The sequence below is a fragment of the Streptomyces sp. SLBN-31 genome (assembly GCF_006715395.1).
GTDB lineage: Bacteria > Actinomycetota > Actinomycetes > Streptomycetales > Streptomycetaceae > Streptomyces.
This window is the reverse complement of sequence record NZ_VFNC01000001.1, coordinates 1509463-1534222: the sequence shown is the minus strand read 5'-3', so window position 1 is coordinate 1534222 and position 24760 is coordinate 1509463. Positions and strand designations below refer to the sequence as shown.

Here is a 24760-nt window from a genome sequence, read left to right as displayed (position 1 = left end):
GAGCAAGATCGAATGCAAGGTTGGCCATGGGTCTTTTCCGAGTTGAGACCTCGCGGAAATATGAGCGCCCTGTGCGCCCCTTGCCGGAAAAGTCCGCGACATAAGCCCCGAATGCCACAGGCAACACCCTTGACATCACTGCCCACTTGACCCACTACTGGTCCTTGCGCGTCGAACTTGACAACGTTGTCCAGTGCAGGAGACAGGGAGGGTGCTGGCGTATGCGGCACAGAGCTCGGCACAGATTTGGACCGGCGGTCGTGATCACGGCCGCCTTTGTCATGGCGGTGGGCTCGCAGGGGGCGGCGGTCGCGCTGCCCGGCGCTCCCGCCCCCGCCAAGGCCGACCGGGGTTTCGCGTCGTCGTTCGAGACGGGTGATCCGGCACCGGACTGGCTGAACACGGTCGACACCGGTGCCGACGGCGCCAAGCGGGCCTCGGGCGTCGACGGCGGCTACAGCAGCGGCATTCCGGGCAACGTCAACGACCATGTCACGGACGTCCGCGCGAGCGCCGAGAACACCGGCGGCGGCGAGGTGAGGGAGAACCTCGCCGACGGCGAGGCGGTCACCAAGTGGCTGACCTTCGAGCCGACCGGCTGGGCCGAGTTCGACCTCGACAAGCCCATGAAGATCGTGACCTACGCCCTCACCTCGGCCAACGACTACGACGAGCGCGACCCGCGGGACTGGACCCTGCAGGGCTCCACCGACGGCAAGGACTGGAAGACCCTCGACTCGCGCGCCGGCGAGACCTTCTCCGAGCGGTTCCAGACCAAGTCCTACGAGCTCGCCGAGCCGGCCGAGTACCAGCACTACCGGCTGGACATCACCAAGAACAACGGGGCGGACATCCTGCAGCTCGCCGACCTGCAGCTGTCCACGGGCGGGGGCGGCGGCCCGGTGCCGCAGGACATGCTGTCGCTGGTCGACCACGGGCCCAGCGGTTCGCCCACCGCCAAGGCGGCGGCCGGGTTCACCGGAAAGAGGGCCCTGCGTTACGCCGGTCGGCACACGGCCGACGGCCGGGCGTACTCGTACAACAAGGTCTTCGACGTGAACGTGGCGGTCGGCCGCGACACCGAACTGTCGTACCGCATCTACCCGTCGATGGCGGACGGCGACCGGGACTACGACGCCACGAACGTCTCGGTGGACCTGGCGTTCACCGACGGCACCTACCTCAGCGGCCTCGGCGCGACGGACCGGCACGGGTTCTCGCTCTCGCCGCAGGGGCAGGGCGCCGCCAAGGTGCTCTACGTCAACCAGTGGAACGACGTCGCCTCCAGGATCGGGTCCGTCGCGGCCGGCAAGACCGTCGACCGGATACTGGTGGCGTACGACTCCGCGAAGGGGCCGGCGAAGTTCCGCGGCTGGCTGGACGACATCGCGCTGCGGCGGGTGGCGCCCGGGAAGCCGAAGGCGCACCTCGCCGACTACGCCCTCACCACGCGCGGCACCAACTCCAGCGGCAGTTTCTCGCGCGGCAACAACTTCCCCGCGACGGCCGTGCCGCACGGCTTCAACTTCTGGACGCCCGTCACCAACGCCTCCTCGCTGAGCTGGCTGTACGACTACGCGCGGGCGAACAACGACGACAACCTGCCGACGATCCAGGCGTTCAGCGCGAGCCACGAGCCAAGCCCGTGGATGGGCGACCGGCAGACCTTCCAGCTGATGCCGTCCGCGCAGTCGGGCACGCCGGACACCGGGCGGGAGGCGCGTGAGCTGGCCTTCCGGCACGAGAACGAGACCGCGCGGCCGTACTACTACGGGGTGCGGTTCGAGAACGGGCTGAAGGCCGAGATGGCCCCGACCGACCACGCGGCCGCGCTCCGCTTCACCTACCCCGGCGACGACGCGAGCGTGGTCTTCGACAACGTCACCGAGCAGGCGGGGCTGTCGCTCGACAAGGACAACGGGATCGTCACCGGCTACTCGGACGTGAAGTCCGGGCTGTCGACGGGCGCCACCCGGCTGTTCGTCTACGGCGTGTTCGACAAGAAGGCGACCGACGGCGCGTCCAGCGGCGTCAAGGGCTACCTGCGCTTCGACGCCGGGGACGACCACACCGTCAACCTGCGCCTTGCCACCTCACTCATCAGCGTCGACCAGGCCAAGGACAACCTCCGCCAGGAGATCCCGGACGGCACCTCCTTCGACACCGTGAAGAACCGCGCCCGGCAGGTCTGGGACCGGCTGCTGGGCAAGGTGGAGGTCGAGGGCGCGACACCGGACCAGCTGACCACGCTGTACTCCAGCATGTACCGGCTGTACCTGTACCCCAACTCCGGTTTCGAGAAGGTGGGTTCGACCTACCGGTACGCCTCGCCCTTCTCGCCGATGCCCGGGCCGGACACCCCGACCCACACCGGCGCGAAGATCGTGGACGGCAAGGTGTACGTCAACAACGGCTTCTGGGACACCTACCGGACCACCTGGCCGGCGTACTCCTTCCTCACCCCATCCCAGGCGGGTGAGATGGTCGACGGCTTCGTGCAGCAGTACAAGGACGGCGGCTGGACCTCGCGCTGGTCCTCGCCCGGTTACGCGGACCTGATGACCGGCACCTCCTCGGACGTGGCCTTCGCGGACGCGTACGTCAAGGGCGTGAAGTTCGACGCGAAGGCGGCGTACGACGCGGCCGTGAAGAACGCCACCGTGGTGCCCCCGGCCTCGGGCGTGGGCCGCAAGGGCATGGCGACCTCGCCGTTCCTCGGCTACACGGGCACCGACACGCACGAGGGCCTGTCGTGGGCGATGGAGGGCTACGTCAACGACTACGGCATCGCGCGGATGGGCCGGGCCCTGTACGAGAAGACCGGCGACAAGCGCTACCAGGAGGAGTCGCAGTACTTCCTCAACCGCGCCCAGGACTACGTGAACCTCTTCGACTCCAAGGCCGGCTTCTTCCAGGGCAGGGACGCCAAGGGCGACTGGCGGGTGGACTCCGCCAAGTACGACCCGCGGGTGTGGGGTTACGACTACACGGAGACCAACGGCTGGGGCTACGCCTTCACCGCCCCGCAGGACAGCCGGGGCCTGGCCAACCTCTACGGCGGCCGCGCCAAGCTCGCGGACAAGCTCGACGAGTACTTCTCCACCCCGGAGACGGCCGCCCCCGAGTACGTCGGCTCCTACGGCGGGGTCATCCACGAGATGACCGAGGCGCGGGACGTCCGGATGGGCATGTACGGGCACTCCAACCAGGTCGCCCACCACGTCATCTACATGTACGACGCGGCCGGGCAGCCCTGGAAGGCGCAGAAGAACGTCCGCGAGGCCCTGTCGCGGCTGTACGTCGGCAGCGAGATCGGGCAGGGCTACCACGGTGACGAGGACAACGGCGAGCAGTCGGCCTGGTACCTCTTCTCCGCGCTCGGCTTCTACCCGCTGGTGATGGGCGGCGGCGAGTACGCCGTCGGCTCCCCGCTGTTCAAGAAGGCGACCGTCCATCTGGAGAACGGCCGGGACCTGGTCGTGAAGGCGCCCAGGAACAGCGCGGCCAACGTCTACGTACAGGGCCTGAGGGTCAACGGGCGTGCCTGGACGTCGACTTCGCTCCCCCACTCGCTGCTGGCCAAGGGCGGGGTGCTGGAGTTCGACATGGGATCGAAGCCGTCGTCGTGGGGCACGGGCCGGAATGCCGCGCCCGTGTCGATCACCCAGGACGACAAGGTTCCGACGCCGCGTACGGACGTACTGAAGGGTGACGGGGCGCTGTTCGACAACACGTCGGGCACCGACGCCACCGTGACGAGCGTGGACCTGCCGGTCTCCGGACCGGTCAAGGGCGTCCAGTACACGGTGACCTCCTCCGCCGACCACTCCAAGGCGCCGACGGGCTGGACGCTCCAGGCCTCGGACGACGACGGGACCACGTGGAAGACGGTCGACAAGCGGTCGGGGGAATCCTTCCGATGGGACCGGCAGACCCGCGCGTTCACCGTGGGGTCCCCGGGTACGTACGGGAAGTACCGTCTGGTGTTCGACGGCCAGGCGACCGTGTCGGAGGTCGAACTGCTCGCCTGAGCAGTCGCGTTGGGGGTCTGATGCCGCTTCCCGTTCCCGTCCTGCCCGAGGGTGTCGATCCGGCCTGGCTGCCTGAGGAGGCGTTCCGGCCGATCGGCGGCCGGCGGGTCCTGATCCGAGGATCGGGCCCGCTGGTGGAGACGGTGCACGGGGAGGTGGCGGAGGCCTGCGCCCGGTTCGGCGGCGCTCTCGTGGAGGACGACCCCGAACTCGTCCTTCACGTCACGGGCGACGACGGGAGCGAGGCGTTCACCCTGGAACGCCGTGACGGACGCACGACCGTCACGGCGTCCGGCGGATGCGGGCTGCTGTACGGCTTCTTCCATGTCGTACGGCTCGGGGAGGCGGCGTTCCGGGGCGACCGGCGGGTGGAGGAGCACCGGCCGGCGTCGGCGCTGCGGATGCTGGACCACTGGGACAACGTGGCCGTGCACCCGGTCATGGGCCAGGTGGAGCGGGGGTACGCGGGCGGGTCGTTGTTCTGGGCGGACGGCCGGGCGCGCGGGGAGTTCGAGCGGGTACGGGCGTACGGCAGGCTGCTGGCGGCCTGCGGGATCAACGCCGTGGCCGTGAACAACGTCAACGTGCACGCGACCGAGGCACGGCTGCTGACCGACCGGATCGGTGAAGTCGCCGACATCGCGGCCGCATTGAGGCCGTACGGCATCCGGACGCACCTGTCGGTGACCTTCGCCGCGCCAATCGTGCTCGGCGGCCTGGAGACGGCCGATCCCCTCGACGAGAGCGTGCGGCGGTGGTGGGCCGGGGCGACGGCCCGGGTGTACGAGGCGATCCCCGACTTCGGCGGATACGTCGTGAAGGCCGACTCGGAGGGGCAGCCCGGGCCGTTCGCCTACGGCCGCACGCACGCGGACGGCGCGAACATGCTGGCCGGGGCGCTCGCGCCGCACGGCGGCACGGTCCACTGGCGGGCCTTCGTCTACGACCACCGCCAGGACTGGCGGGACCGGACGACGGACCGGGCGCGGGCCGCGTACGACCACTTCCTGCCGCTGGACGGGCTGTTCGCGCCGAACGCGGTGCTCCAGGTGAAGCACGGGCCGATGGACTTCCAGGTGCGGGAGCCGGTGTCACCCCTGATCGGCGCGATGCGGCGCACCGCTCTCGCGGTGGAGCTGCAGGCCACGCAGGAGTACACCGGCCAGCAGCGCCATGTGTGCTGGCTGGGCCCGATGTGGAGCGAGGTGCTGCGGTTCGGTTCGGCGGCGGGGCGCGGGTACGAGGAGCTGGTGGCCGTCTCCAACGTCGGCGACGACCCTTTCTGGACCGGGCATCCCCTCGCCCAGGCCAACCTCTACACGTTCGGGCGGCTGGCCTGGCGGCCCGACGCGGACCCGGGCGCGATCCTGGACGAGTGGATCGGGCTCACGTTCGGTGCGGAGGGCCCGGCGAAGGAGCTGCACGCCGTGCTGGACGGTTCGTGGCGCACGTACGAGAAGTACACCGCGCCCCTCGGCGTGGGGTTCATGGTGCAGCCGGGGCACCACTACGGGCCGAGTGTCGACGGGTACGAGTACAGCCCGTGGGGCACCTACCACTTCGCCGACCGGGACGGGGTCGGGGTGGACCGCAGCAGCGCCACCGGGACGGGGTACGCGGGGCAGTACCGGGCGCCGTGGGCCGAGGCGTACGAGTCGCCGGAGACCTGCCCGGACGAGCTGCTGCTGTTCTTCCACCACATGCCGTACGGGCACGTCCTGAAGAGCGGCAGGACCGTGATCCAGCACATCTACGACACGCACTTCGAGGGTGTGGCGGAGGTGGAGGGCGCGATGGCCGTGTGGGCCTCACTGAAGGGCCGCGTGGAGCCGGCGCGCCACGCGCGGGTGGCGGAGCGGTACGAGGAGCAGCTGCGCAGCGCCCGCGAGTGGCGGGACCAGATCAACAGTTACTTCTTCCGCAAGTCCGGGGTGCCGGACGAGCGGGGGCGGACGATCTACTGAAGGCGCAGGGCGGCCGTGCCGAGCGGGTCGAGGGTGAGGGCGGCGCCCTCCTCGGTCCGCCTGCCGGTCAGCAGGTCGGTCGCCGTGGCGTGTGCGGTCAGGTGAACCGCTTCCTGGGCGTGGTTGAGGAGGAAGAGCAGGCGGGTGCCGTCCGGGGCGACGCGGTGTGCGGTTTCCACGGCCGGGTGCCCGGCGTACGGGCCGAGCAGTCCGTGCCGGTCGAGGACCCGGCGCACGACCCGGTCCACGCCCTGCCGGTCGAGGGCGGTGGCCACGTACCAGGCCTCGCCCGCGCCGTACTCGTGCCGGGTCACGGCCGGGGTGCCGGCGTAGAAGTCGGTGCCGTACGTGGCGACGGTCTCGGCGCCGCGCGGCAGAACGAGTTCGAAGACGAGCCGTGCCTCGGCGGACAGTTCGGGGATCGGCTGGACGAACTCCGGTGGCCGGGCGTCCCATTCGTCGACGCGGACGCCCATGAGGGCGGCGAGCGGTCCGGGCACGTCGGCGAGGAACGCCCGGTCGTGTTCGTCGACCCTGCCGGAGAGGAAGGTGGTCAGGACCGTTCCGCCGCGCCGCGCCACCGCTTCGAGACGCGGGGCGAGGTCGCCCTTGACCATGTGCAGGACGGGGGCGAGGACGACGTCGTACGGCGTGAGGTCCGCGCTCTGCGGTACGACGTCCACGTCGGCGCCGGCCTCGCGGGCGGCCCGGTAGTAGGTGTGGACGGCCTCCTGGTACTTCACCGGCCGGGACGGGCCGTCGGAGATCTCCAGGGCCCACCAGCTGTCCCAGTCGAAGAGCAGGGCGGTGCGGGCAGGGGTACGGGCGCCCAGCGTCACGGGGCCGAGATCCGCCAACTCTCCTCCCAGCGCCGCTACTTCGGTGAAGACCCGTGTGTCGTCGCGGCCCGCGTGGCCGATGACCGCGCCGTGGTACTTCTCGCAGGCGCCGCGTGAGGCGCGCATCTGGAAGTAGAGGGTCGCGTCGGCTCCGTGGGCGATCGCCTGGAAGGTGGCCAGGCGCAGTTCCCCCGGCCTGCGCAGCGGGTTGACGTCACGGCAGGCCGTCGTCGACGGCGTCTGTTCCATCAGCCAGAAAGGGGCGCCGCCCTTGAGCCCCCTCATCAGGTCGTGGGCGAGCGCGGGCCAGGTCGGCGGGGCGTCGAGGGGCGGATAGCTGTCCCAGGAGGCGAAGTCGAGGTGGGGCGCCCAGCGGTGGTAGTCGAGGGGGCGGAACATGCCCATGAGGTTGGTGGTGACGGGGGTGTCCTGGTCGTGCCGGCGGATCGCCTCCTTCTCGGCGAGGAAGCAGCCGAGCAGGGCGTCGGTGGTGAAGCGGAACCAGTCGAGGGTGGTGCCCTGGAAGGCGGTGTGGTCGGGGCCGCGCCAGTGCTCGGTGAGGGCGCTGGGGGGCTCGATCTCGGCCCAGTCGGTGTAGCGGTGGGACCAGAAGGTGGTGCACCAGGCGTCGTTGAGGGCGTCGAGGGTGCCGTACGTGCCGTGCAGCCAGTCGCGGAACGCCTCGGCGCACAGGTCGCAGTAACAGGAGCCGCCGTACTCGTTGTTGATGTGCCAGGCGACCAACGCGGGGTGTGCGCGATAGCGTTCGGCGAGCCGGGCCGCCAGGGCGGTGGCGAGGCGGCGGTAGGCGGGTGAGCTGGGGCAGAAGTTGTGCCGTTGGCCGTATCGGTGGCGGCGGCCCTCGAAGTCGGTGCGGTTGACCTCCGGGTACTTCTTGGCGAGCCAGGGCGGGAGGGCGGCGGTTCCGGTGGCCAGGCAGACACTCCTGTCATCGGCCGCGGCCCGGTCGAGAATGTCGTCGAGGACGGTGAAGTCGTAGCAGTCCTCGGCCGGTTGGGTGAGGGACCAGGAGAAGACGCCGACGGTGAGGGTGTCGATCCCGGCCCGCGCGAACAGGCGGTGGTCCTCGTCCCAGACCTCCTTGGGCCACTGCTCGGGGTTGTAGTCGCCGCCGTACCGGATCTTGCCGGTCATGCGGTGAAGTCCTTTTGGGTCTCGCCGATCACCCGGCGGCTGCCGTACAGCAGGGACAGCAGTAGCGGGGCGGCCAGCAGGGCGGGCAGGGCCTCGGTGAGCAGGGCGGTCAGTGCGGCGGTGAGCACGAGCAGGGAGGCCGCGGCGAGGGTGGCCCTGCCGTGCCGCAGGAGGAAGTACGCGGCGAGGCGGGCGGTGTCACGGGCGCGGAAGGTGAACAGCGAGGTCAGGACAAGCGCGTGGGCACCCCAGAGGAGGGAGCCGGCGCCGATGGCGGCCAGCAGCACGGCCCACCAGCCGGGCAGGCCGCTGGCGGAGAAGTGGGTGAGCGTGAAGGCGATCACGGCCAGCCAGGCGAGCAGGGGCGTCCACAGTCTCAGCGCCGGCAGGGCGTTCAGGCGCCAGCCGCGCGCGTAGGCGCGGGCCGGATGGAGGTCGGTGAGGTCCCGGTCACGGTGGTGGAGGGCGTAGACGGCGGCCGACAGGGCGGGGCCCAGCGGGAGGGCCGCCACGGCGGCGAGGGGGAGGTTGGACGGGTCGGGGCCCAGCAGGAACAGGCCGGCCAGGCCCGGTGAGGCGGCCGTGAGCAGCAGGGCCTCGACGGTGACGAGGGTGTGCACCAAGGCGACGGCACGAGAGAGGGGGCCGTCGCCGAAGGCCGTCGCCGGTGCGCTCATCGGGGCTCCCCGGGGGTCACCCGTTCTCCTTCTTGAACCGTTCGTAGGCCTTGTTGTGCAGGTCGACGAGTTGCTGCATGTTCTTCGCCTTCAGCTCGCCCAGGTAGGCGTTCCACTCGGACATCGGACGCTTGCCGAGGACGAACTTGAGCGTGTTCTGGATGGCGTGGTCCTTCAGGGGGGTGTCCCACAGCGTCGCCTGCTCCTGCTCCGCGGACTGCAGCGGGTGGGCCGGGTCGACGGGCAGCTGCCGGCGCTGCGACATGGCGTCCTGGAACTTCTTCTCGTCGGGTCCGAAGGAGGAGGAGACCAGCTTCCAGCTGCCGCCGTAGGTGAAGACGCCGTTGAAGAAGCCGTAGTCCTTCTGCAGGTCCTTGGGCGCGTCCGGGGCGGAGCCCATGAGGGAGATGCCGGGCTTGAGACGGTAGGTGTCACCGGACTTGGTGTAGGTGACGCCCTCGACGCCCCACTTGCAGAACTCCTGGCCCTCGTCCGAGTACCAGAGCCAGTCCACGAACTGCATCATCGCCACGAAACTGTCGCTCTTGAGCGCCCTGCTGGAGATCATGACGCCGTTCTCCAGCCGGACGCCGCTCAGCACGATCGGGCCGGCCGGTCCGAGGGGGACCGGCACCATCTCGATCTTCACGCCCTTGACCTGCTTGTTCAGGTTGTAGCGGTAGTTCTGCACCAGCTCCTGCGGATTGGCGCTGATGACATAGGACTTCTCGGCGAGCAGCTTCTGCACGGCCTGGTCGTCCTGCTGGGTGAAGCTCTCCGGGTCCAGCAGCTTCTCGGCGACGATCTTCCTCAGGAACTCGACCATCGCGCGGTACTCGTCCTGGGCCGCGGTGAAGACGAACCGGTGCGCCTTGGTGTCGAAGCTGATGTTGTCGTACGTCCAGCCGGCCTTGACCCCGTACGCCTGGCCGAGGTAGCTGAACAGCGCCCCGCACGGGAAGGGGGTGTTGGTGCTCCAGCGGTCGGTCCACGGGTACTTGCCGGGGTACTCCTGTCTGAGTGCCGTCAGGACGTCGTACACCTCGTCCCAGGTCGTCGGCAGGCTCAGGCCGTGCCGGTCGAGGACGTCCGTGCGGAAGGACAGCGAGTAGCCGGCCTTGGGCTTCTCGTGCAGGCCGGGCAGCAGGTAGTACTTGCCGTCGGACTGGCGGATGGAGTCGAGTTCGGGCTCGAGCCTCCACTTGCGCACCTTGGCCCGGTAGTTGGGCATCAGGTGCGTGTAGTCGCTGACCGGGAGGATCGCCCCGGAGGAGACGAAGGCGACCTCGGAGGGGTGGTAGGTCTTCGGGATGAGGAAGGGGGCGTCGCCCGCGCCGATGAGGACGCTGCGCTTCTTCTCGTAGTCGGCCAGCGGCACGTCGAGGGGCTGGAGGGTGATCCCGGTGCGCTGGGTGACCTCCTTCCAGAACAGCCAGCCCTTCTTGAGCGGGTAGACCGGGTTGTCGTTGTGCAGCATCGAGAACGACAGCGGCCTCGCGGCCTTGAAACGCTGTCCCGCGCGGTACTCCTTCATCGCGCCGTTCTGCTTCTTCGACAGGTCCTTGGAGTCCGCTGCGCCGTCCCCGCCGCCGCAGCCGGTGAGGGTGGTGAGACCGGCGAACCCGGCCGCGGCCAGGATCTGCCGGCGCGACAGCTCTCCTGCGTTCTTCACGTGGAACTCCCTTGTTCCGTCGGTGAGTTGCTGGGATCAGCCCTTGACCGCGCCGAGCATCACGCCCGAGACGAAGTAGCGCTGGACGAAGGGGTACACGCAGATGATCGGCAGCGCGGTGAGCACGATGGCGACCGCCTGGATGCTGGCGCCGACCTGGCTGAGCTGCTCGGTGGTGGCGCCGGCGTTGCCGCCCGAGGTGGCGCCCGCGATGAGGTTGCGCAGGTAGACGGTGACCGGCATCAGGTCCGTGCTGTCCATGTAGAGGAAGGCGCTGAACCAGGAGTTCCAGAAGGACACCGAGTAGAAGAGCACCATCGTCGCCACGACCGCCTTGGACAGCGGCAGCACGATCCTGAGCAGGATGCCGTAGGTGCTCAGGCCGTCGATCTGCGCGGCCTCCTCCAGTTCGGTCGGCAGGCTCTCGAAGAAGGCCTTCATCACCAGGAGGTTGAACACGCTGATCGCGTTCGGCAGCGCGATCGCCCACACGGTGTTCTTCAGACCTAGGGAGGTGACCAGGATGTAGTTGGGGATCAGGCCGCCGGTGAAGAACATGGTGAACACGGCGACGCCGACGAGTACGGTGCGTCCGCGCAGGTGCCTCTTGGACAGGACGTAGGCGTAACAGGTCGTCAGGACCATGGCGACGACGGTCGAGACGACCGTGTAGAGGACGGTGTTGCCGTAGTTCCGCCAGAACATCGAGTCGTGGAAGACGATCCGGTACGTGGTGAGGTTGAACCCCTTGGGCCACAGGGTCACTTCGCCGGCCCGGATCTGCCGCTCGCCGCTGAAGGAGCGGGCGAGGATGTTGACGAAGGGATACAGGGTCACCACCACGACGAGGGTCAGGAGCACCCCGTTGACGCCCTGGAAGACCCGGTAGGAGCGGGTCGGCTTCACCACAGGCTGGTCCCCACTGTGCGGCGCGAGAGCTGGTTGGCGGAGGTGATCAGAACCAGGCCGATGACCGCCTCGAACAGGCCGATCGCGGCGGCGTAGCTGAAGCTGTTGGACTCGACGCCGGCCCGGTAGACGTACGTCGAGATCACGTCGGCGCTCGGGTAGGTCAGCGGGTTGTAGAGCAGCAGGACCTTCTCGAAGCCGACCGCCATGAAGGTGCCGATGTTGAGGATCAGCAGCGTGATCATCGTCGGGCGGATGCCGGGCAGGGTGACGTGCCAGATCTGCTGCCAGCGGTTGGCGCCGTCGATGCGCGCGGCCTCGTACAGGTCCTCGTCGATCGTGGTGAGCGCGGCGAGGTAGAGGATCGTGCCCCAGCCGGCGGTCTGCCAGATCTCGGAGCCGACGTAGATGGTGCGGAACCAGTCGGGTTCCTGGATGAAGCGGATCGGGTCGTGACCGAGCCGGCCCAGGACGTGGTTGACCGGGCCGTCGGTGGCGAGCATCTGCATCGTGACGCCCGCGACGATCACGATCGACAGGAAGTGCGGAAGGTACGACACCGACTGCACGAACCGTTTCAGCGAGCGTCGCCGCACCTCGTTCAGCAGCAGCGCGAGGACGATCGGGACCGGGAAGCAGAAGACCAGCGTGAGACCGCCGAGCCACAGCGTGTTGCGGAACACCTGCCAGAAGGTCGGGTCGCTGAGGAACATGCGCACGTAGCGCAGGCCCACCCACTCCTCGCCGAACATCGAGCCGCCCGGCTCGAAGCGCCGGAAGGCGATGACGTTGCCGATCATCGGCAGATAGCGGAAGACCAGGAAGAACAGCAGCGGCAGGACGGCGAGCGAGTACAGCTGCCAGTCGCGGCGCAGTGCCCGGCGCCGGCCGCCGCCGCGCCCGGCGGGCCGGGGCGTCGATCGCGGGGTGTTCCGGGCGCCCGGCGGAGGGGCCGTCTTGGTGGTGGTGCTCATGCTCGGTCCTCCCGTGGGGGCGGAGAAGTGGCCGAAACTTTCGAGCTCTTACCGGTAACTTGGCGCAACTTAGAGGCTGTTAGAAAGCGCTGTCAATGGGTGCTGCGGCAGTCTTCTGAGACGGATGAAGGGAGTTGCAACGCACGGACGGCTGGGTAGGACTCCGCAAGTTTCCATGCTCCGCCCGACTCCTGCGAGGTGGCCGTGCCCGCGTTCGACCTGCCGCTGACCGAGCTGGAGCGCCACCGTCCGGACGTCGAGGAGCCCCCCGACTTCGACGAGTTCTGGCTCGGCACGCTCCAAGAGGCCGACCGGGCGGAGCCGTTGGCGACCGTGACCCCGGTGCGGAGCGGCCTGCGGCTGACGGAGACCTGGGACGTGACCTTCAGGGGCTTCGAGGGCGATCCGGTGCGCGCCTGGTTCAGCCGGCCCGCCGGGACCCGCGACGACCTTCCCGCGGTCGTGGAGTACGCCGGGTACGGGCGCGGGCGCGGCCTCCCCCACGAGCGGCTGACCTGGGTGTCCGCCGGATACGCGCATCTGCTCATGGACAACCGCGGCCAGGGCGACCAGTACGGCTGCGGCGGCGACACCCCGGACCCGTGGGCGGGCTCCGCAGCGGGCGGCCCGGGCGCGGCGGTGCGCGGCCTGCTCGCCCCGCGCGACTACCACTACCGTCGGCTGATCACGGACGCGGTGCGTGCGGTCGCGGCCGTGCGCGCGCTGCCGGGCGTGGACGGCCGCCGTGTCACGGCCGTCGGGAACAGCCAGGGCGGCGGACTCGCCCTGGCCGTCGCGGGGCTGGTGCCTGACCTGGCGGCGGTCCTGGTCAGCGCCCCCTTCCTGTGCGGTGTCCGGCGCGCCCTCGACCTCACCGACGCCGGTCCGTACGGCGAGATCGCGGCCTACCTCGCCGTGCATCGCGGCGCGGAGGCGGCCGCGTACCGCACCCTCTCCTACGTGGAGGGGATCTCCTTCGCGCGGCGGGCCCACGCCCCGGCCCACTTCGGGGTCGGCCTGCGCGACACGGTGTGCCCGCCGAGCGGGGCGTACGCGGCCTTCAACCGGTATGCGGAACTGAGCGGCGCGGACCCCCGCAAGGAGATCCGCGCCTATCCCTACAACGGCCACGAGGGCGGCGACGCGGTGCATGTGCGCCGCCAACTCGACTGGTTGGCTGCTCTGTTGGAGGTCAGCCGGTCGCGAGGGTGAACACGTGCAGGTCCGCGTTCCGCGGCAGCTTCACGCTCGCGATGGTCTTCCCCTCCGGTGCCGTGAAGGGCTTGGTGGCGAAGACGTACGTCGCCACCGGGTCCTTGTCGGCGCCGGCGACATTGCGGTACGCGGTCCTGGCGACGACCTCGTTGCCGTACTGGACGGTGCCGCCGCCTCCGCCGACGGTCCAGTCGGTGAAGGACAGGTCGACAGTGTCGGTGCCGCCGTCGGAGTAGGTGACGGTGGCCTGGGTCTGCTGGTTGCCGTTGACGGCGCTGCCGACGAACGACAACGTGCGCACGGGATCGCCGAGTTCAATGGTCTGCCCGGCGGCGGAGACGTTGTCGGGGCGGCCGCTCGGGGAGGCGGGCCAGGTGAAGGCGAGACCCTGCACCGTGCCCCGCCCGCCCGCGGTGAGCCCGGCCGCGGCGAGGGCCTGGCGGGAGTAGCTCCAGCCGCCGCCGTCGTAGTCGGCCTCGTCGTGGTCGCCCTCGTCGTCGGAGACACCGGTGTTGTCGTAGGCGGCGAGCAGAGTGCCGGGGGCCGCGACGGTCAGGGCGACGGGCTGCTCGTAGGAGGTGCCCTGCGAGGTGACGGTGACCTCGACGTCGTAGAAGCCCTGTGCGGTGTCCGCCGCCGACGTGAGGGTGATCTCCTGCTTCCCGTCGGCGACCGTTCCCTCGGCGGGTGTCGCGGCGATCCCGTCCGGCGTCTCGACCTTGAACCGCACCTCGGGGCCCGCGCCCCCGCTCATCGACAGCGCCCGGATGCCGACCTTCGCGCTTCCGCCGGGCGCGACGGTCGCCGTGGTGGGACCGACGCCGATCTGGTACGGCTGTTCGCCCGCGCGGAAGGAGGGCGGCGCGTCGGACGGGTCGCCGCCCCAGGTCTTGTCCGGCGTACCGGAGAGCGTGTAGTCCAGCCGTCCGCCGTCCCGCACGAAGGACGCCGGGAGCCAGGGACGCCCGCTGGTACGGCCGTCGACCTTCAGCGAGGTGATGTACGGGGTGTCGGCGGCGGCACCCGCCGCCCGCACGGAGATGTCGTTGCCGTGCGGGCGGTCGATCTCGATGCGCGCGAACAGCGGTGAGGCCAGGGCGAGTTCGGCGCGGGAAGGGACCTGTGGGTACATGCCGAGGGCGGAGAAGACATACCAGGCGGACATCGCGCCGAGGTCGTCGTTGCCGGGGATGCCACCGGGCTGGGTGGACCACAGCTGTCTCATCGCCGCGCGGACGGTCTCCTGCGTCTTGTACGGGGCGCCCGCGTAGTCGTACAGGTAGGGCACGTTGATCGAGGGTTCGTTGTCCAGCTCGGACTTGTCGCCGCCCCCGCCGGTGAAGGACCAGCCGCCGTCGCCGTCGTGGAAGAAGGCGTCGAGCCGGGCCAGCGCCTTGTCCCTGCCGCCCATCGCCGCGAAGAGTCCGGCCGGGTCGTGCTGGACCATCCAGGTGTACTGGGCGGCCGTGCCCTCGACGAAGCCGTTGCCGGTGGCCGGGGTGAAGCCGGTGACCCAGCTGCCGTCCGCCTTGCGGTTGGCGATGTAGCCGCCGGTGGGGTCCGCGGCGATGTTGAAGTTGTTCTGCCACCACTGCGCGCGCTCGGCGAAGGCCTTCGAGGTGGCCTTCTCCCCTGCCGCGGCCGCGAGTTGGGAGAGCGAGAAGTCCGCACCGGACATCTCCAGGGTCTCCGCGGCGCCGCCCCAGGCGTTGGAGACGGACGGCATGTAGTGCAGCTTCAGGTACTTGTCGAGCGAAGGCCGCTGGCCGACCGACAGGACGGGCTTGCCGGCCGCGGACAGGTCCTGCTCGGTCGGCACGGTGGCCGCCCGGACCAGGGACTTCAGCGCACCGCGCAGGTCGAAGTCCGTGCCGCCGAAGGCGCGGATGCCGGCGAGGGCGGTCGGGGACGGGTCGCCGTTCATGACGTGGGTGCCGCTCGCGCCGTGCAGCCAGCGGTCCCAGACGCCGCCGTTCTGCCGGGCGAGCTCGTACAGCGACTGGGCGATGTCGGACCCGGTCCTCGGGTCGAGGAGGGTGAGCAGCTGCACCTGGTCGCGGTAGACGTCCCAGCCGGAGAAGGTGCCGTACTGCGCCCGGTGACCGCCGCCGACGGTGTGCACCTTGCCGTCGCTGCCTCGGTAGCGGCGGTCGGCGTCGCTGATGACGTTCGGGTGCAGGAGGGAGTGGTACAGCGCGGTGTAGAAGGTGGTGCGCTCGTCGTCGGTGCCGCCGCCCACGCGGATGGCGTCCAGCCGGTCGCGCCAGGCCCGGCGGGCCGCGTCCCGCACCGCGCCGAAGGAGCGGTGCGGCGGGTTCTCGGCGGCGAGGTTCGCCTCGGCGCCCGCCCGGCTGACGTAGGAGATGCCGACCTTGACGCCGACGGGGCCCTCGCCGGGCGCGAACTCGACGTAGCCGCCCGCCCCCTTGCCGGCGACCGGCCGGCCACCGTGGGAAAAGCCTCCGGTGCCTCCGGAGGCCGAGGTCGAGCCGGGGTTCAGCGTGTCGTCCTGCCAGGTTCCGGTCGCCTTGAAGGCGCGGTCGAAGCGGGCGGTGAAGTAGAGCGTGTAGTAGGCGCGTTGGCCTTCGGGGTCGAGGTAGCCGCAGAAGTTCCCGGAGGTCACCGAACCGGAGACGGTACGGGTCTTCGGGTCGATGGTGACCGAGGAATCGGTCGATCCCACCTCGGAGTTGGCGGTGCGGATGAGCAGGGAGGCCGGTTTGTCCGCGGGGTAGGTGAAACGGGCCGAGCCGGTGCGGGCCGTGGCCGCCAGGTCGGCGGTGACGCCCGACGCCAGGCCGACCTTGTAGTGGCCGGGCTCGGCCGTCTCGTCGGTGTGGCGGAAGTCGGAGGCGTAGACGGCGTCCTTGGTGTCGGCGGCCGGCGAGGAGGTGACCTCACCGGCGTAGGGGAAGAACGGGATGTCGCCGCTGCCGCCCGCGCAGCCCGTGCCGGACATGTGGGTGAGGCTGAAGCCTCTGATACGGGTGGCGTCGTACTGGTAGCCGCCCGGCGCGGCGGTGCGGGTGGCGTCGCCTCTGGTGTTCTCCGGACTGAAGGAGAACATGCCGAACGGGGTGACGGCGCCCGGGAAGACGTCCCCGCCGTTCTTCGTGCCGATCAGCGGATCGACGTACGGGGTGGGGTCCTTGAGCAGTTCGGGGGGTGCCGCGGTGGCCGCCAGGGCGGGCGTGGCACCGGTGACCGCCAGAACGGCGGCCAGCAGCAGGGACGCAGGGCGCAGGCGCATGAGGCGGCCCCTCCTCCTTCGGACGGGTCGCGCACCACGGGTCGCACAAGCCGCAGGGACAGTAGCGTGCGTCACGCGTATCACGGAAGAGGGCGGGCGCGGGCGCACCGCAAGGACATCCGTACGGGCCCAATCAGGCAGGCCAACTCGATTGACAGCGTTGTCGGTTGACGCGGTAAAGTCATGTGCAGACCCATAGACAACGTTGTCGTCGCATCGCGGCGTCGCCACAAGCCAGCACCATCCGGACAGGTACTCCCCCGGCCTGCCCGGCTCGCGGACCCGGTGGAGCGCCACGCCGCCACCGGGTCCGCCCCGAGCCCGAGCGTCCGCCGGGTCAACCGACCTGGCAGGGAAGGGTGGTCGCCGTATCACCTCCGTCGCCCTGGACGACGTACCCGAAGGCCGTGCTCTGTCCTGGGCTCAGTGATCCGTTCCAGTCGGCGTTGTGGACCATCACGTCCTGGCCCGTGTAGGTCGCGTTGCCGTTCCACAGGCTCGCCACCGACTGGCCGCCCGGCAGCGTGAAGTCGACCATCCAGCCCAGCATGGGGACGTCACCGGTGTTGGTGACGGTGACCTCGGACTGGTAGCCGCCGCTCCAGTTGCCCGTGGTCCTGCGGGTGGCGGAGCAGGTGCCCGGGACGGGGTCGGTGGGGTTGCCCGGCTCGTGGATGCCGGTCACCTCGCCGTGGCCGCCGTCGAAGACGACGTCGGAGCAGGAGTAGAAGGTCTCCGCGCTGTCCGAGCGCTGCCAGACCATGTAGACGATGTGGCGCCCGGACTTGTTGTCGGGGAGCTTGCCGGACCAGGAGTAGTTGGCCTCGACCGTGCCCGGGGTGCCGTTCAGGGGCGGGTGGTCGATCGTGAGGAAGGGCTTGTCCTCGAGGTCGTTCCAGGTGAGCGGCTTGGTCGGGTCGAAGCCGTCCTTGGTGATGTAGACGTAGAACCAACCCGGGTGCGCCGCCCAGGCGTTGTAGGAGAAGTCGACGGTCGCGCCCGACGTGAGGTGGGTGACCGGCCAGTCGCTCCGCGGGAGGTTGAAGCCGGTGAAGTTGGGGTTGCCTCCGCTGCACAACTCCCCGTCCGGGACGAAGCCGCGGGTGCGGCCGGCGCCGTCGGAGCGCAGCACGGAGAACCAGTTGTAGAACGGCGTGGTGCCGCTGACCTGTTGGGCGGCCTTGCACGCCGGGTTGACCGGCTTGATCTCGCCGGTGTCGGTGAGGGCGTCCTGCCAGCACAGGAAGGTGCGGCTGCCGGGTTTCATGGGGGTGCCGTGGGCCTCCGCCCTGCCGCCCGCCGTGACGACGAGGGCGAGGGCCGGGAGCGTGGCGAGGAGGGAGACCAGGACGAGGAAGAGGGCCCGGGTGCGCGCCGAGGACGCTGATCGGCGGCCCGTTCCCAGTATTGACAGGATCATGACAGATGTCATCCTTCGCGTACGGCCGTACGGATGCGGGTGCGGGGTGCGCGTGAGCTGTCGAGCGGGGTGGGAGCGGACCCGAGGGCGGCGGGTTCCGGTCCGTCACCTTATGGGAGCGCTCCCACCCTGCCTGTGGGGGAAGTTAGCGCTGTCGGGCCCGCTTGTAAACGCCCGGCGCCGCCGGCCACTCGAATACGACGCCGCCCCAGCCGACGCACCACCCGGCTGCCCGCCGCCGCGAGCCGTGCGTCGGCTTCGGGCGCCGACCGTACGGACGCGCTCAGTGCACGGCATGGGTGCCGCTGGACGACTCCACCGTGAACGGGTTCGCGAGCAGCGGGAGTTGGGCGGTGAACTCCGTGCGGCCCGGGGTGCTTTCCGCGTCGATCCGCCCCCCGTGCGCCGAGACGACGGCCCTGACGACCGCCAGCCCCAGCCCCGATCCGCCCTTCGTTCCCGGGGGCCGGGTCCGGGAGGAGCCGGCGCGGGTGAAGGGTTCGAAGACCGTCGGCAGCAGTTCGGGCGCGATCCCCGGCCCGTCGTCCCGCACCCGCACCACGCACCGCTGCCCTGTCGCCTCCACCTCGACCAGGACCGTCGTGCCGTCGGGCGTGTGCATGCGCGCGTTGGCCAGCAGGTTGGCCAGCGCCTGGTGGAGCCTGGCCCGGTCCCCGGTGACGAGGGCGGGCGCGTCGTCGAGGTGCAGCGCGAGCTGCCAGTGGTGGCCGTCGTCCGACGCCCGGGCCTGCCACACCGCCTCGGCGGCGACGGCCGCGAGATCGACCTCGGCCTGCTCCAGGGGGCGTCCCCCATCCAGCCGGGCCAGCAACAGCAGGTCCTCCACCAGTCCCGTCATCCGCGCCGACTCCGCCGACACCGTCCGCCAGGCCAGCACCGGCTCGACCCGGTCCGTGCCGCGGTTCATCAGCTCCGCGTAGCCGGCGATGGAGGCGAGCGGGGTGCGCAGTTCGTGGCCGGCGTCGGCCAGGAAGCGCCGCATGCGTTCCTCGCTGCGCTGCCTCTCTGCGAGGGAGGTCTCCACGTGGTCGATCATCCGGTTGAGGGCGGCCGCGACCTGGCCGGCCTCGCTGTCGCAGTCCGTGTCCCGGACGGGGACCCGGGTCAGGCCTGTGACCTCGCCCTGGTCCAGCGGGACCCGGGTGACAGCCGCGGCGGTGGCGGCGACCCGGCCCAGAGGGCGCAGTTGCCGTCGTATGACCACCGCGCAGACGACGCCCGCGACCGCCAGACCGGCCGCCGCCACCGCGGCCTCGGCCGCCACGAGTGCTCCGATCGTGTCCCGGACGTCGGCCATCGGCAGTCCGGCCAGGACTCGTACGTCGCCCGACCGCGCGGCGGCGATCCGGTAGACGCCGAGTCCGGGCACGGTACGGGTGTGCTCGGACCCGTCGGGCGCGATGCCGCGCAGGGCGGCGCGCTGGTCCGCGGTCAGGTTCCGCGGCGGGGCCTCCTGGCGGACGACGGCCGCCGACACGACTTCGCCGTGCGCGTCAAGCCGGGCGGCGAGCGTCCCGGCGGGATGGCCGTTCTCGTTGAGGAAGGACAGGCTCGCCCGGTCGTTCGCAGACAGCTCGGCCCCGCCCAGGCCAAGGGTGACCTCGTCGCCGACCCGGTCGTCCAACTCGCCCATCAGATAGGAGCGTTGGAAGAGCGCCGTGGTACCCGCCATCGCGGCGCACACGGCGACCAGAGTGGCGGTGACGAAGAGCAGCAGGCGGGTGCGCAGGGAGCGGCCGCGCGGGCGGGCGGTCATCTGCCGCCCTCCACCGGCCTGATGGCGTGGCCCTCGCCGCGCCCGACGCGCAGGACCGGCGTCCGGCCCCTCCCTCGCCCACCTGTACTGCGGGCCGTTCCCGCGACGAGGTCCCGGCCTCCGGTGATGGGCTCGCCGCAGCCACCATCAGCCCGGTCGACGGCGAAGAACTCGTCACCCCCGCGACCGTCCCGTCGGCCGACGGCGAAGAACTCGTCACCCCCGCGACCGTCCCCTCGGTCGCCGCCGTGACCGAGCCTTGTCGGGCGCCCCGAGTCGGCGTACCGCGAGCTGCCTGGTGCCCACCTGCCGTGCGGGCCGTCCAGCACGCCCTTGGCAGGGCGGGGCCGCCGCCTCTCCCCGGAATCGGGGGCGGGGGCGAGGGCGGGCAGCGCGTCGGTGTGGGCGGGCTCGGCGGTGACGACGGGCGCGTGGACGCGGTGGCCGGTGCGGGTCCCCAGGGTGCCTGACATGTCCCGATACTGTCCCGGTCCGCTGTCGGAACCCTGTGTTCACCCTGAGGGTGGGTGATGACATCGGGCGGATACGGCGGAAGGACCGCACCCCCGACATACGGGGATACGGCCCTTCCGGTGCTCGACTGCCGTGCGCCGCCGCTTACTTGCGGATCAGCGAGCGCAGCACGTACTGCATGATGCCGCCGTTGCGGTAGTAGTCGGCCTCACCGGGGGTGTCGATGCGGACGACCGCGTCGAACTCCTTGCCCGTGTCGGTGGTGACCTTCACCGTGCGCGGGGTGGTGCCGTTGTTGAGCTCCTCGACACCGGTGAAGGAGAAGGTCTCCTCGCCGGTCAGACCGAGGGACTCGGCGGTGGCGCCCTCCGGGAACTGCAGCGGCAGGACGCCCATGCCGATGAGGTTCGAGCGGTGGATGCGCTCGTACGACTCGGCGATGACGGCCTTGACGCCGAGGAGCGCGGTGCCCTTGGCGGCCCAGTCGCGGGACGAGCCGGAGCCGTACTCCTTGCCGGCCAGGACGACGAGCGGGATGCCCTGCTCGATGTAGTTGCGGGAGGCGTCGTAGATGAACGACACCGGACCGCCGTCCTGGGTGAAGTCGCGGGTGTAGCCGCCCTCGGTGCCCGGCGCGATCTGGTTGCGCAGGCGGATGTTGGCGAACGTGCCGCGGATCATGACCTCGTGGTTGCCTCGGCGGGAGCCGTAGGAGTTGAAGTCACGACGCTCCACACCGTGCTCGGTGAGGTACTTGCCGGCCGGGGTGTCGGCCTTGATGGCGCCGGCCGGGGAGATGTGGTCGGTGGTCACCGAGTCGCCCAGCTTGGCCAGGACCCGCGCGCCGGTGATGTCGGAGACCGGAGTGGTCTCCATCGTCATGCCCTCGAAGTACGGGGGCTTGCGCACGTAGGTCGACTCGGCGTCCCACTCGAAGGTGTTGCCGGTCGGGATCGGCAGCGCCTGCCACTGGGCGTCGCCGGCGAAGACGTCGGAGTAGGACTTGTTGAACATGTCCTCGCCGATGGCGTTCGCCACGACGTCGTTGACCTCGGCCTCGGAGGGCCAGATGTCCTTCAGGAAGACCGGGTTGCCGTCCTGGTCGACACCGAGCGCGTCCTTGGTGATGTCCACCTTCATGGAGCCCGCGATGGCGTACGCGACGACCAGCGGCGGGGAGGCCAGGTAGTTCATCTTGACGTCGGGGTTGATCCGGCCCTCGAAGTTGCGGTTGCCGGAGAGGACCGACGTCACGGCGAGGTCGTGGTCATTGACGGCCTTGGAGACCTCCTCCGGCAGCGGGCCGGAGTTGCCGATGCAGGTGGTGCAGCCGTAACCGACCAGGTTGAAGCCGACCTTGTCGAGGTACGGGGTCAGGCCCGCCTTGTCGAAGTAGTCGGTGACGACCTTCGAGCCCGGGGCGAGGGTGGTCTTGACCCACGGCTTGCGGGTCAGGCCCTTCTCGACCGCCTTCTTGGCCACCAGCGCGGCGGCGACCATGACGTACGGGTTCGAGGTGTTGGTGCAGGAGGTGATGGCCGCGACCGTCACCGCGCCGTGGTCGATCTCGTACGTCGAACCGTCGGGGGCGGTCACCTGGACCGGGTTGGACGGTACGGCGCCGGTGCCCTGGCCGTGCTGCGGGGCGCCGGCGCCGTTCTCCTCGTGGCCGTAGGCCGGGGCGTCGGAGGCCGGGAAGGACTCGGCGCTCGCCTCGTCGACCACGGAGGAGGCGGCGGCCGCCGTCTGGGCGACGGGGGCCTCGACGTAGTTGAGGACGTCCTTGGCGAACTGCTGGGCGGCCTCGGCGAGGACGATACGGTCCTGCGGGCGCTTCGGGCCGGCGATGGACGGGACGACCGTGGACAGGTCGAGCTCCAGCTTCTCGGAGAAGTCCGGCTCGGCCTTCGGGTCCAGCCACAGGCCCTGCTGCTTGGCGTACGCCTCGACGAGCGCGAGCTGCTGCTCGGAGCGGCCGGTGAGCTTGAGGTACTTGATGGTCTCGTCGTCGATCGGGAAGATCGCGGCGGTGGAGCCGAACTCCGGCGACATGTTGCCGATGGTGGCGCGGTTGGCCAGCGAGGTGGCGGCGACGCCCTCGCCGTAGAACTCGACGAACTTGCCGACCACACCGTGCTTGCGGAGCATCTCCGTGATGGTGAGCACCAGGTCGGTGGCGGTGGTGCCGGCGGGGAGCTCCCCGGTCAGCTTGAAGCCGACCACGCGCGGGATGAGCATGGAGACCGGCTGGCCGAGCATCGCTGCCTCGGCCTCGATGCCGCCGACGCCCCAGCCCAGCACACCGAGGCCGTTGACCATGGTGGTGTGGGAGTCGGTGCCGACCAGGGTGTCGGGGTAGGCCTGGCCGCCTCGGACCATGACCGTGCGCGCCAGGTGCTCGATGTTCACCTGGTGGACGATGCCGGTGCCCGGCGGGACGACCTTGAAGTCGTCGAACGCGGTCTGGCCCCAGCGCAGGAACTGGTAGCGCTCGCGGTTGCGGCCGTACTCCAGCTCGACGTTCTGCGCGAACGCCTCGTTCGTGCCGAACTTGTCGGCGATGACGGAGTGGTCGATGACCAGCTCGGCCGGGGAGAGCGGGTTGACCTTCGCGGGGTCGCCGCCCAGCTCCTTCACGGCCTCACGCATGGTCGCGAGGTCCACGACACAGGGAACGCCGGTGAAGTCCTGCATGATCACGCGGGCCGGCGTGAACTGGATCTCCTGGCTGGGCTGGGCCTGCGAGTCCCAGCTGCCGAGGGCGCGGATGTGGTCGGCGGTGATGTTCGCGCCGTCCTCCGTGCGGAGCAGGTTCTCCAGCAGGACCTTGAGGCTGTACGGCAGGCGAGCGGAGCCCTCCACCTTGTCCAGCCGGAAGATCTCGTACGACTCGTCGCCCACCTGCAGCGTGCTGCGGGCGTCGAAGCTGTTCGCCGACACGACAGTCTCCTTCATTGATGTGCGCGTACCACCACGATCCTGCCGCCACGGCATCTCGGCCGATCCGCTAAGGTAAGGCTAAGTTAGGTAACCCTTAGCGGGCTGGCGGCTGCGGTGCTCCTCGGCAGATATCTCGATGTCGAGATAACTCTAGTACATGGGGGCGGGATGGTCATGCCCGGGCCCGGCGTCCGCTGTCATCCAATCGAGGCGTTTGACAGCGAACCCAGTCGTTTCGTCTTCCTTGCCGGCGCACCCGGTCGCACGAGGGGACGCGCCGCCGCCCTCGACCGCTCCACCCCCACCGTCCGCGACCTGCCACGTACCTGGCACTCCGCTCGCTCGCCACGCACCATCGCGATGACTCGCTCAGGGGTCTGCTGAAGCCTCCGCCCCGCGGCGGTCATCCGGATCAAGGACAGGAACTTACGCGTTCGCGTCGCGGAGCGTGCGCAGGATGCGCTCGAGGTGGCGGCGGTCCTCGGCCGAGAGTAGTCCGGCGAGGTGGTTGCGCAGGTGGGAGACGTGGGCGGTCAGTGCATGGTCGAGCGCCTGACCGCCCTTGTCGGTCAGTACGGCGAGTGCGGCTCGTCTGTCGGCGGGATCGGGGTCGCGGCGGATGAGTCCTTCGGAGAGGTCGAGGGAGACCCGACGCCGGGCTCGCTCGGACTGCATCCGGGCGCCTGACCGCCGACCGGTGCCGCCCGGCCCCGCACTCCCCGCGCGATGGGCCGGCGGCCCGGCAATTCCTGGCCGTCATACAGGCGACGGACGGAATCAGCGACTCCGGCCCTGTCGATGCTCCTGCCCAGCACTCCGGTGCGGTCTCATGAGCTGTCTGTGCGTCCAGGGCGGCGGCGATCACCTCTGTGGCCAGGGGGGCCTGGCCACGAACTGCACCTCCGCGGGCGCTCGGGCCGCCTGCCGGTGTTCGGGATCGGAGCACCAGGAATGCTCGGGAGACAGAGGCGACGGTCTGTCAGGGCGCGTCCGCGCAGGGTGGCGCAGGAAGGGAAGACGCCGCCTGGCTGTTCTCCATGCGTCCGGCGGTGCCGGCGTACAGGCGCTGCACCCCCGCCGAGGCGCGACCCTTCTTCACAAAGCCCGTCTCGTCCACGATCAGGACACCGGCGTCGGTACCGAAGTGATCGACGGCGTAGGCGCGGACATCGTCCCGCACGGCGTCGGCGTCCCGGCGGGCGGAGCGCAGCAGGCACCGCATCGGCCCCGGTCGGACAGACCGGCCTGTTCGGCCGGCCGCCGACAGTTCTCCGCTCGACGCCGGACAGCAGTCCCAGCACATGGGCGCGGGCGGTCGCCCAGGGGTCGGCCCGCCCGAACCGGCCCGCGAGGTGGGCCATCACCTGGTCGAACTTCGCCCGCCAGCGGGCAGGGTCCACGCCAGGGCCGCGGCCACCGCACGATCGCACCCCGATCCGGCGACGCGAGCCATCAGCGCGCCG

General features: G+C 70.4%; 15 protein-coding genes. 3 read left to right on the top strand and 12 right to left on the bottom strand.

The genetic code is table 11. From position 1 onward, the window contains the following. Positions 1-221: 221 nt before the first annotated feature. Together FBY22_RS07045 and FBY22_RS07040 are read left to right on the top strand one after the other, a co-directional pair. Positions 222-4031: a GH92 family glycosyl hydrolase gene (locus FBY22_RS07045; RefSeq protein WP_260844730.1), complete on the top strand. Its 3810-nt coding sequence runs from the start codon at positions 222-224 to the stop codon at positions 4029-4031. A 20-nt stretch (positions 4032-4051) separates the two neighbouring features. Then, positions 4052-5995 (top strand): alpha-glucuronidase, encoded by a 1944-nt coding sequence (locus tag FBY22_RS07040; protein ID WP_142143301.1) that lies wholly within the window; start codon positions 4052-4054, stop codon positions 5993-5995. Here FBY22_RS07040 and FBY22_RS07035 read toward each other — a convergent pair. Genes FBY22_RS07035 through FBY22_RS07015 form a run of 5 tightly spaced genes read right to left on the bottom strand, consistent with a single transcriptional unit; the run spans position 5989 to position 12221 of the window. Next, complete coding sequence (locus tag FBY22_RS07035; protein WP_142143299.1) at positions 5989-7989, bottom strand: beta-galactosidase; 2001 nt, start codon at positions 7987-7989, stop codon at positions 5989-5991. The two genes, FBY22_RS07040 and FBY22_RS07035, sit on opposite strands and share 7 nt — an antisense overlap. Continuing rightward, positions 7986-8666 carry a hypothetical protein gene (locus FBY22_RS07030; protein WP_142143297.1) on the bottom strand — a complete coding sequence of 227 codons (681 nt, stop codon included), beginning with the start codon at positions 8664-8666 and terminating at the stop codon, positions 7986-7988. The genes FBY22_RS07035 and FBY22_RS07030 overlap by 4 nt, the downstream gene beginning before the upstream one ends. Before the next feature lie 16 nt (positions 8667-8682). Beyond that, positions 8683-10338, bottom strand: coding sequence for an extracellular solute-binding protein (locus FBY22_RS07025; RefSeq protein WP_142143294.1), 1656 nt, complete (start codon positions 10336-10338; stop codon positions 8683-8685). A 36-nt stretch (positions 10339-10374) separates the two neighbouring features. Next, the gene (locus FBY22_RS07020) at positions 10375-11247 is read right to left on the bottom strand and encodes a carbohydrate ABC transporter permease (RefSeq protein WP_142143292.1); all 873 of its coding nucleotides are present in this window, start codon (positions 11245-11247) and stop codon (positions 10375-10377) included. Further along, complete coding sequence (locus FBY22_RS07015; protein ID WP_142143290.1) at positions 11241-12221, bottom strand: sugar ABC transporter permease; 981 nt, start codon at positions 12219-12221, stop codon at positions 11241-11243. Before FBY22_RS07015 ends, FBY22_RS07020 begins: the two co-directional genes overlap by 7 nt. Positions 12222-12425: 204 nt before the next feature. Here FBY22_RS07015 and FBY22_RS07010 point away from each other — a divergent pair, with 204 nt between their 5' ends. Next, positions 12426-13433 (top strand): acetylxylan esterase, encoded by a 1008-nt coding sequence (locus tag FBY22_RS07010; RefSeq protein WP_142143288.1) that lies wholly within the window; start codon positions 12426-12428, stop codon positions 13431-13433. On the opposite strand, the gene FBY22_RS07005 is transcribed toward FBY22_RS07010, so the two are convergent. From FBY22_RS07005 to FBY22_RS06975, 7 genes are all read right to left on the bottom strand, one after another. Next, entirely contained in the window at positions 13414-16686 is a 3273-nt protein-coding gene (locus FBY22_RS07005) for a GH92 family glycosyl hydrolase (protein WP_142143286.1), read from the bottom strand. The genes FBY22_RS07010 and FBY22_RS07005 overlap by 20 nt on opposite strands. 337 nt (positions 16687-17023) lie before the next feature. Next, positions 17024-18106 (bottom strand): lytic polysaccharide monooxygenase, encoded by a 1083-nt coding sequence (locus FBY22_RS07000; protein ID WP_142143284.1) that lies wholly within the window; start codon positions 18104-18106, stop codon positions 17024-17026. 283 nt (positions 18107-18389) lie between these two features. Next, on the bottom strand, positions 18390-19883 hold the full coding sequence (locus tag FBY22_RS06995) for a cell wall metabolism sensor histidine kinase WalK (RefSeq protein ID WP_142143283.1): 1494 nt from the start codon (positions 19881-19883) through the stop codon (positions 18390-18392). Further along, complete coding sequence (locus FBY22_RS06990) at positions 19880-20356, bottom strand: hypothetical protein (protein WP_142143281.1); 477 nt, start codon at positions 20354-20356, stop codon at positions 19880-19882. Before FBY22_RS06990 ends, FBY22_RS06995 begins: the two co-directional genes overlap by 4 nt. 145 nt (positions 20357-20501) lie before the next feature. Further along, positions 20502-23297, bottom strand: a complete 2796-nt coding sequence (locus tag FBY22_RS06985; protein ID WP_142143279.1) for an aconitate hydratase — start codon at positions 23295-23297, stop codon at positions 20502-20504. A gap of 426 nt (positions 23298-23723) precedes the next feature. Continuing rightward, a complete protein-coding gene (locus FBY22_RS06980) occupies positions 23724-23972 on the bottom strand; it encodes a hypothetical protein (protein ID WP_260844729.1) in 249 nt (82 codons plus the stop codon). 304 nt (positions 23973-24276) lie between these two features. Then, complete coding sequence (locus FBY22_RS06975; protein WP_160159860.1) at positions 24277-24519, bottom strand: transposase; 243 nt, start codon at positions 24517-24519, stop codon at positions 24277-24279. Between the last annotated feature and the right edge of the window lie 241 nt (positions 24520-24760).

What these genes read in the sequence shown, in the direction of transcription:
- FBY22_RS06990 (WP_142143281.1), bottom strand. Translation starts at nt 20,356, where the DNA reads ATGTCAGGCACCCTGGGGACCCGCACCGGCCACCGCGTCCACGCGCCC.
- FBY22_RS07015 (WP_142143290.1), bottom strand. Translation starts at nt 12,221, where the DNA reads ATGAGCACCACCACCAAGACGGCCCCTCCGCCGGGCGCCCGGAACACC.
- FBY22_RS06975 (WP_160159860.1), bottom strand. Translation starts at nt 24,519, where the DNA reads ATGCGGTGCCTGCTGCGCTCCGCCCGCCGGGACGCCGACGCCGTGCGG.
- FBY22_RS07045 (WP_260844730.1), top strand. Translation starts at nt 222, where the DNA reads ATGCGGCACAGAGCTCGGCACAGATTTGGACCGGCGGTCGTGATCACG.
- FBY22_RS07035 (WP_142143299.1), bottom strand. Translation starts at nt 7,989, where the DNA reads ATGACCGGCAAGATCCGGTACGGCGGCGACTACAACCCCGAGCAGTGG.
- FBY22_RS07040 (WP_142143301.1), top strand. Translation starts at nt 4,052, where the DNA reads ATGCCGCTTCCCGTTCCCGTCCTGCCCGAGGGTGTCGATCCGGCCTGG.
- FBY22_RS07000 (WP_142143284.1), bottom strand. Translation starts at nt 18,106, where the DNA reads ATGATCCTGTCAATACTGGGAACGGGCCGCCGATCAGCGTCCTCGGCG.
- FBY22_RS07030 (WP_142143297.1), bottom strand. Translation starts at nt 8,666, where the DNA reads ATGAGCGCACCGGCGACGGCCTTCGGCGACGGCCCCCTCTCTCGTGCC.
- FBY22_RS06995 (WP_142143283.1), bottom strand. Translation starts at nt 19,883, where the DNA reads ATGACCGCCCGCCCGCGCGGCCGCTCCCTGCGCACCCGCCTGCTGCTC.
- FBY22_RS06980 (WP_260844729.1), bottom strand. Translation starts at nt 23,972, where the DNA reads ATGCAGTCCGAGCGAGCCCGGCGTCGGGTCTCCCTCGACCTCTCCGAA.
- FBY22_RS07005 (WP_142143286.1), bottom strand. Translation starts at nt 16,686, where the DNA reads ATGCGCCTGCGCCCTGCGTCCCTGCTGCTGGCCGCCGTTCTGGCGGTC.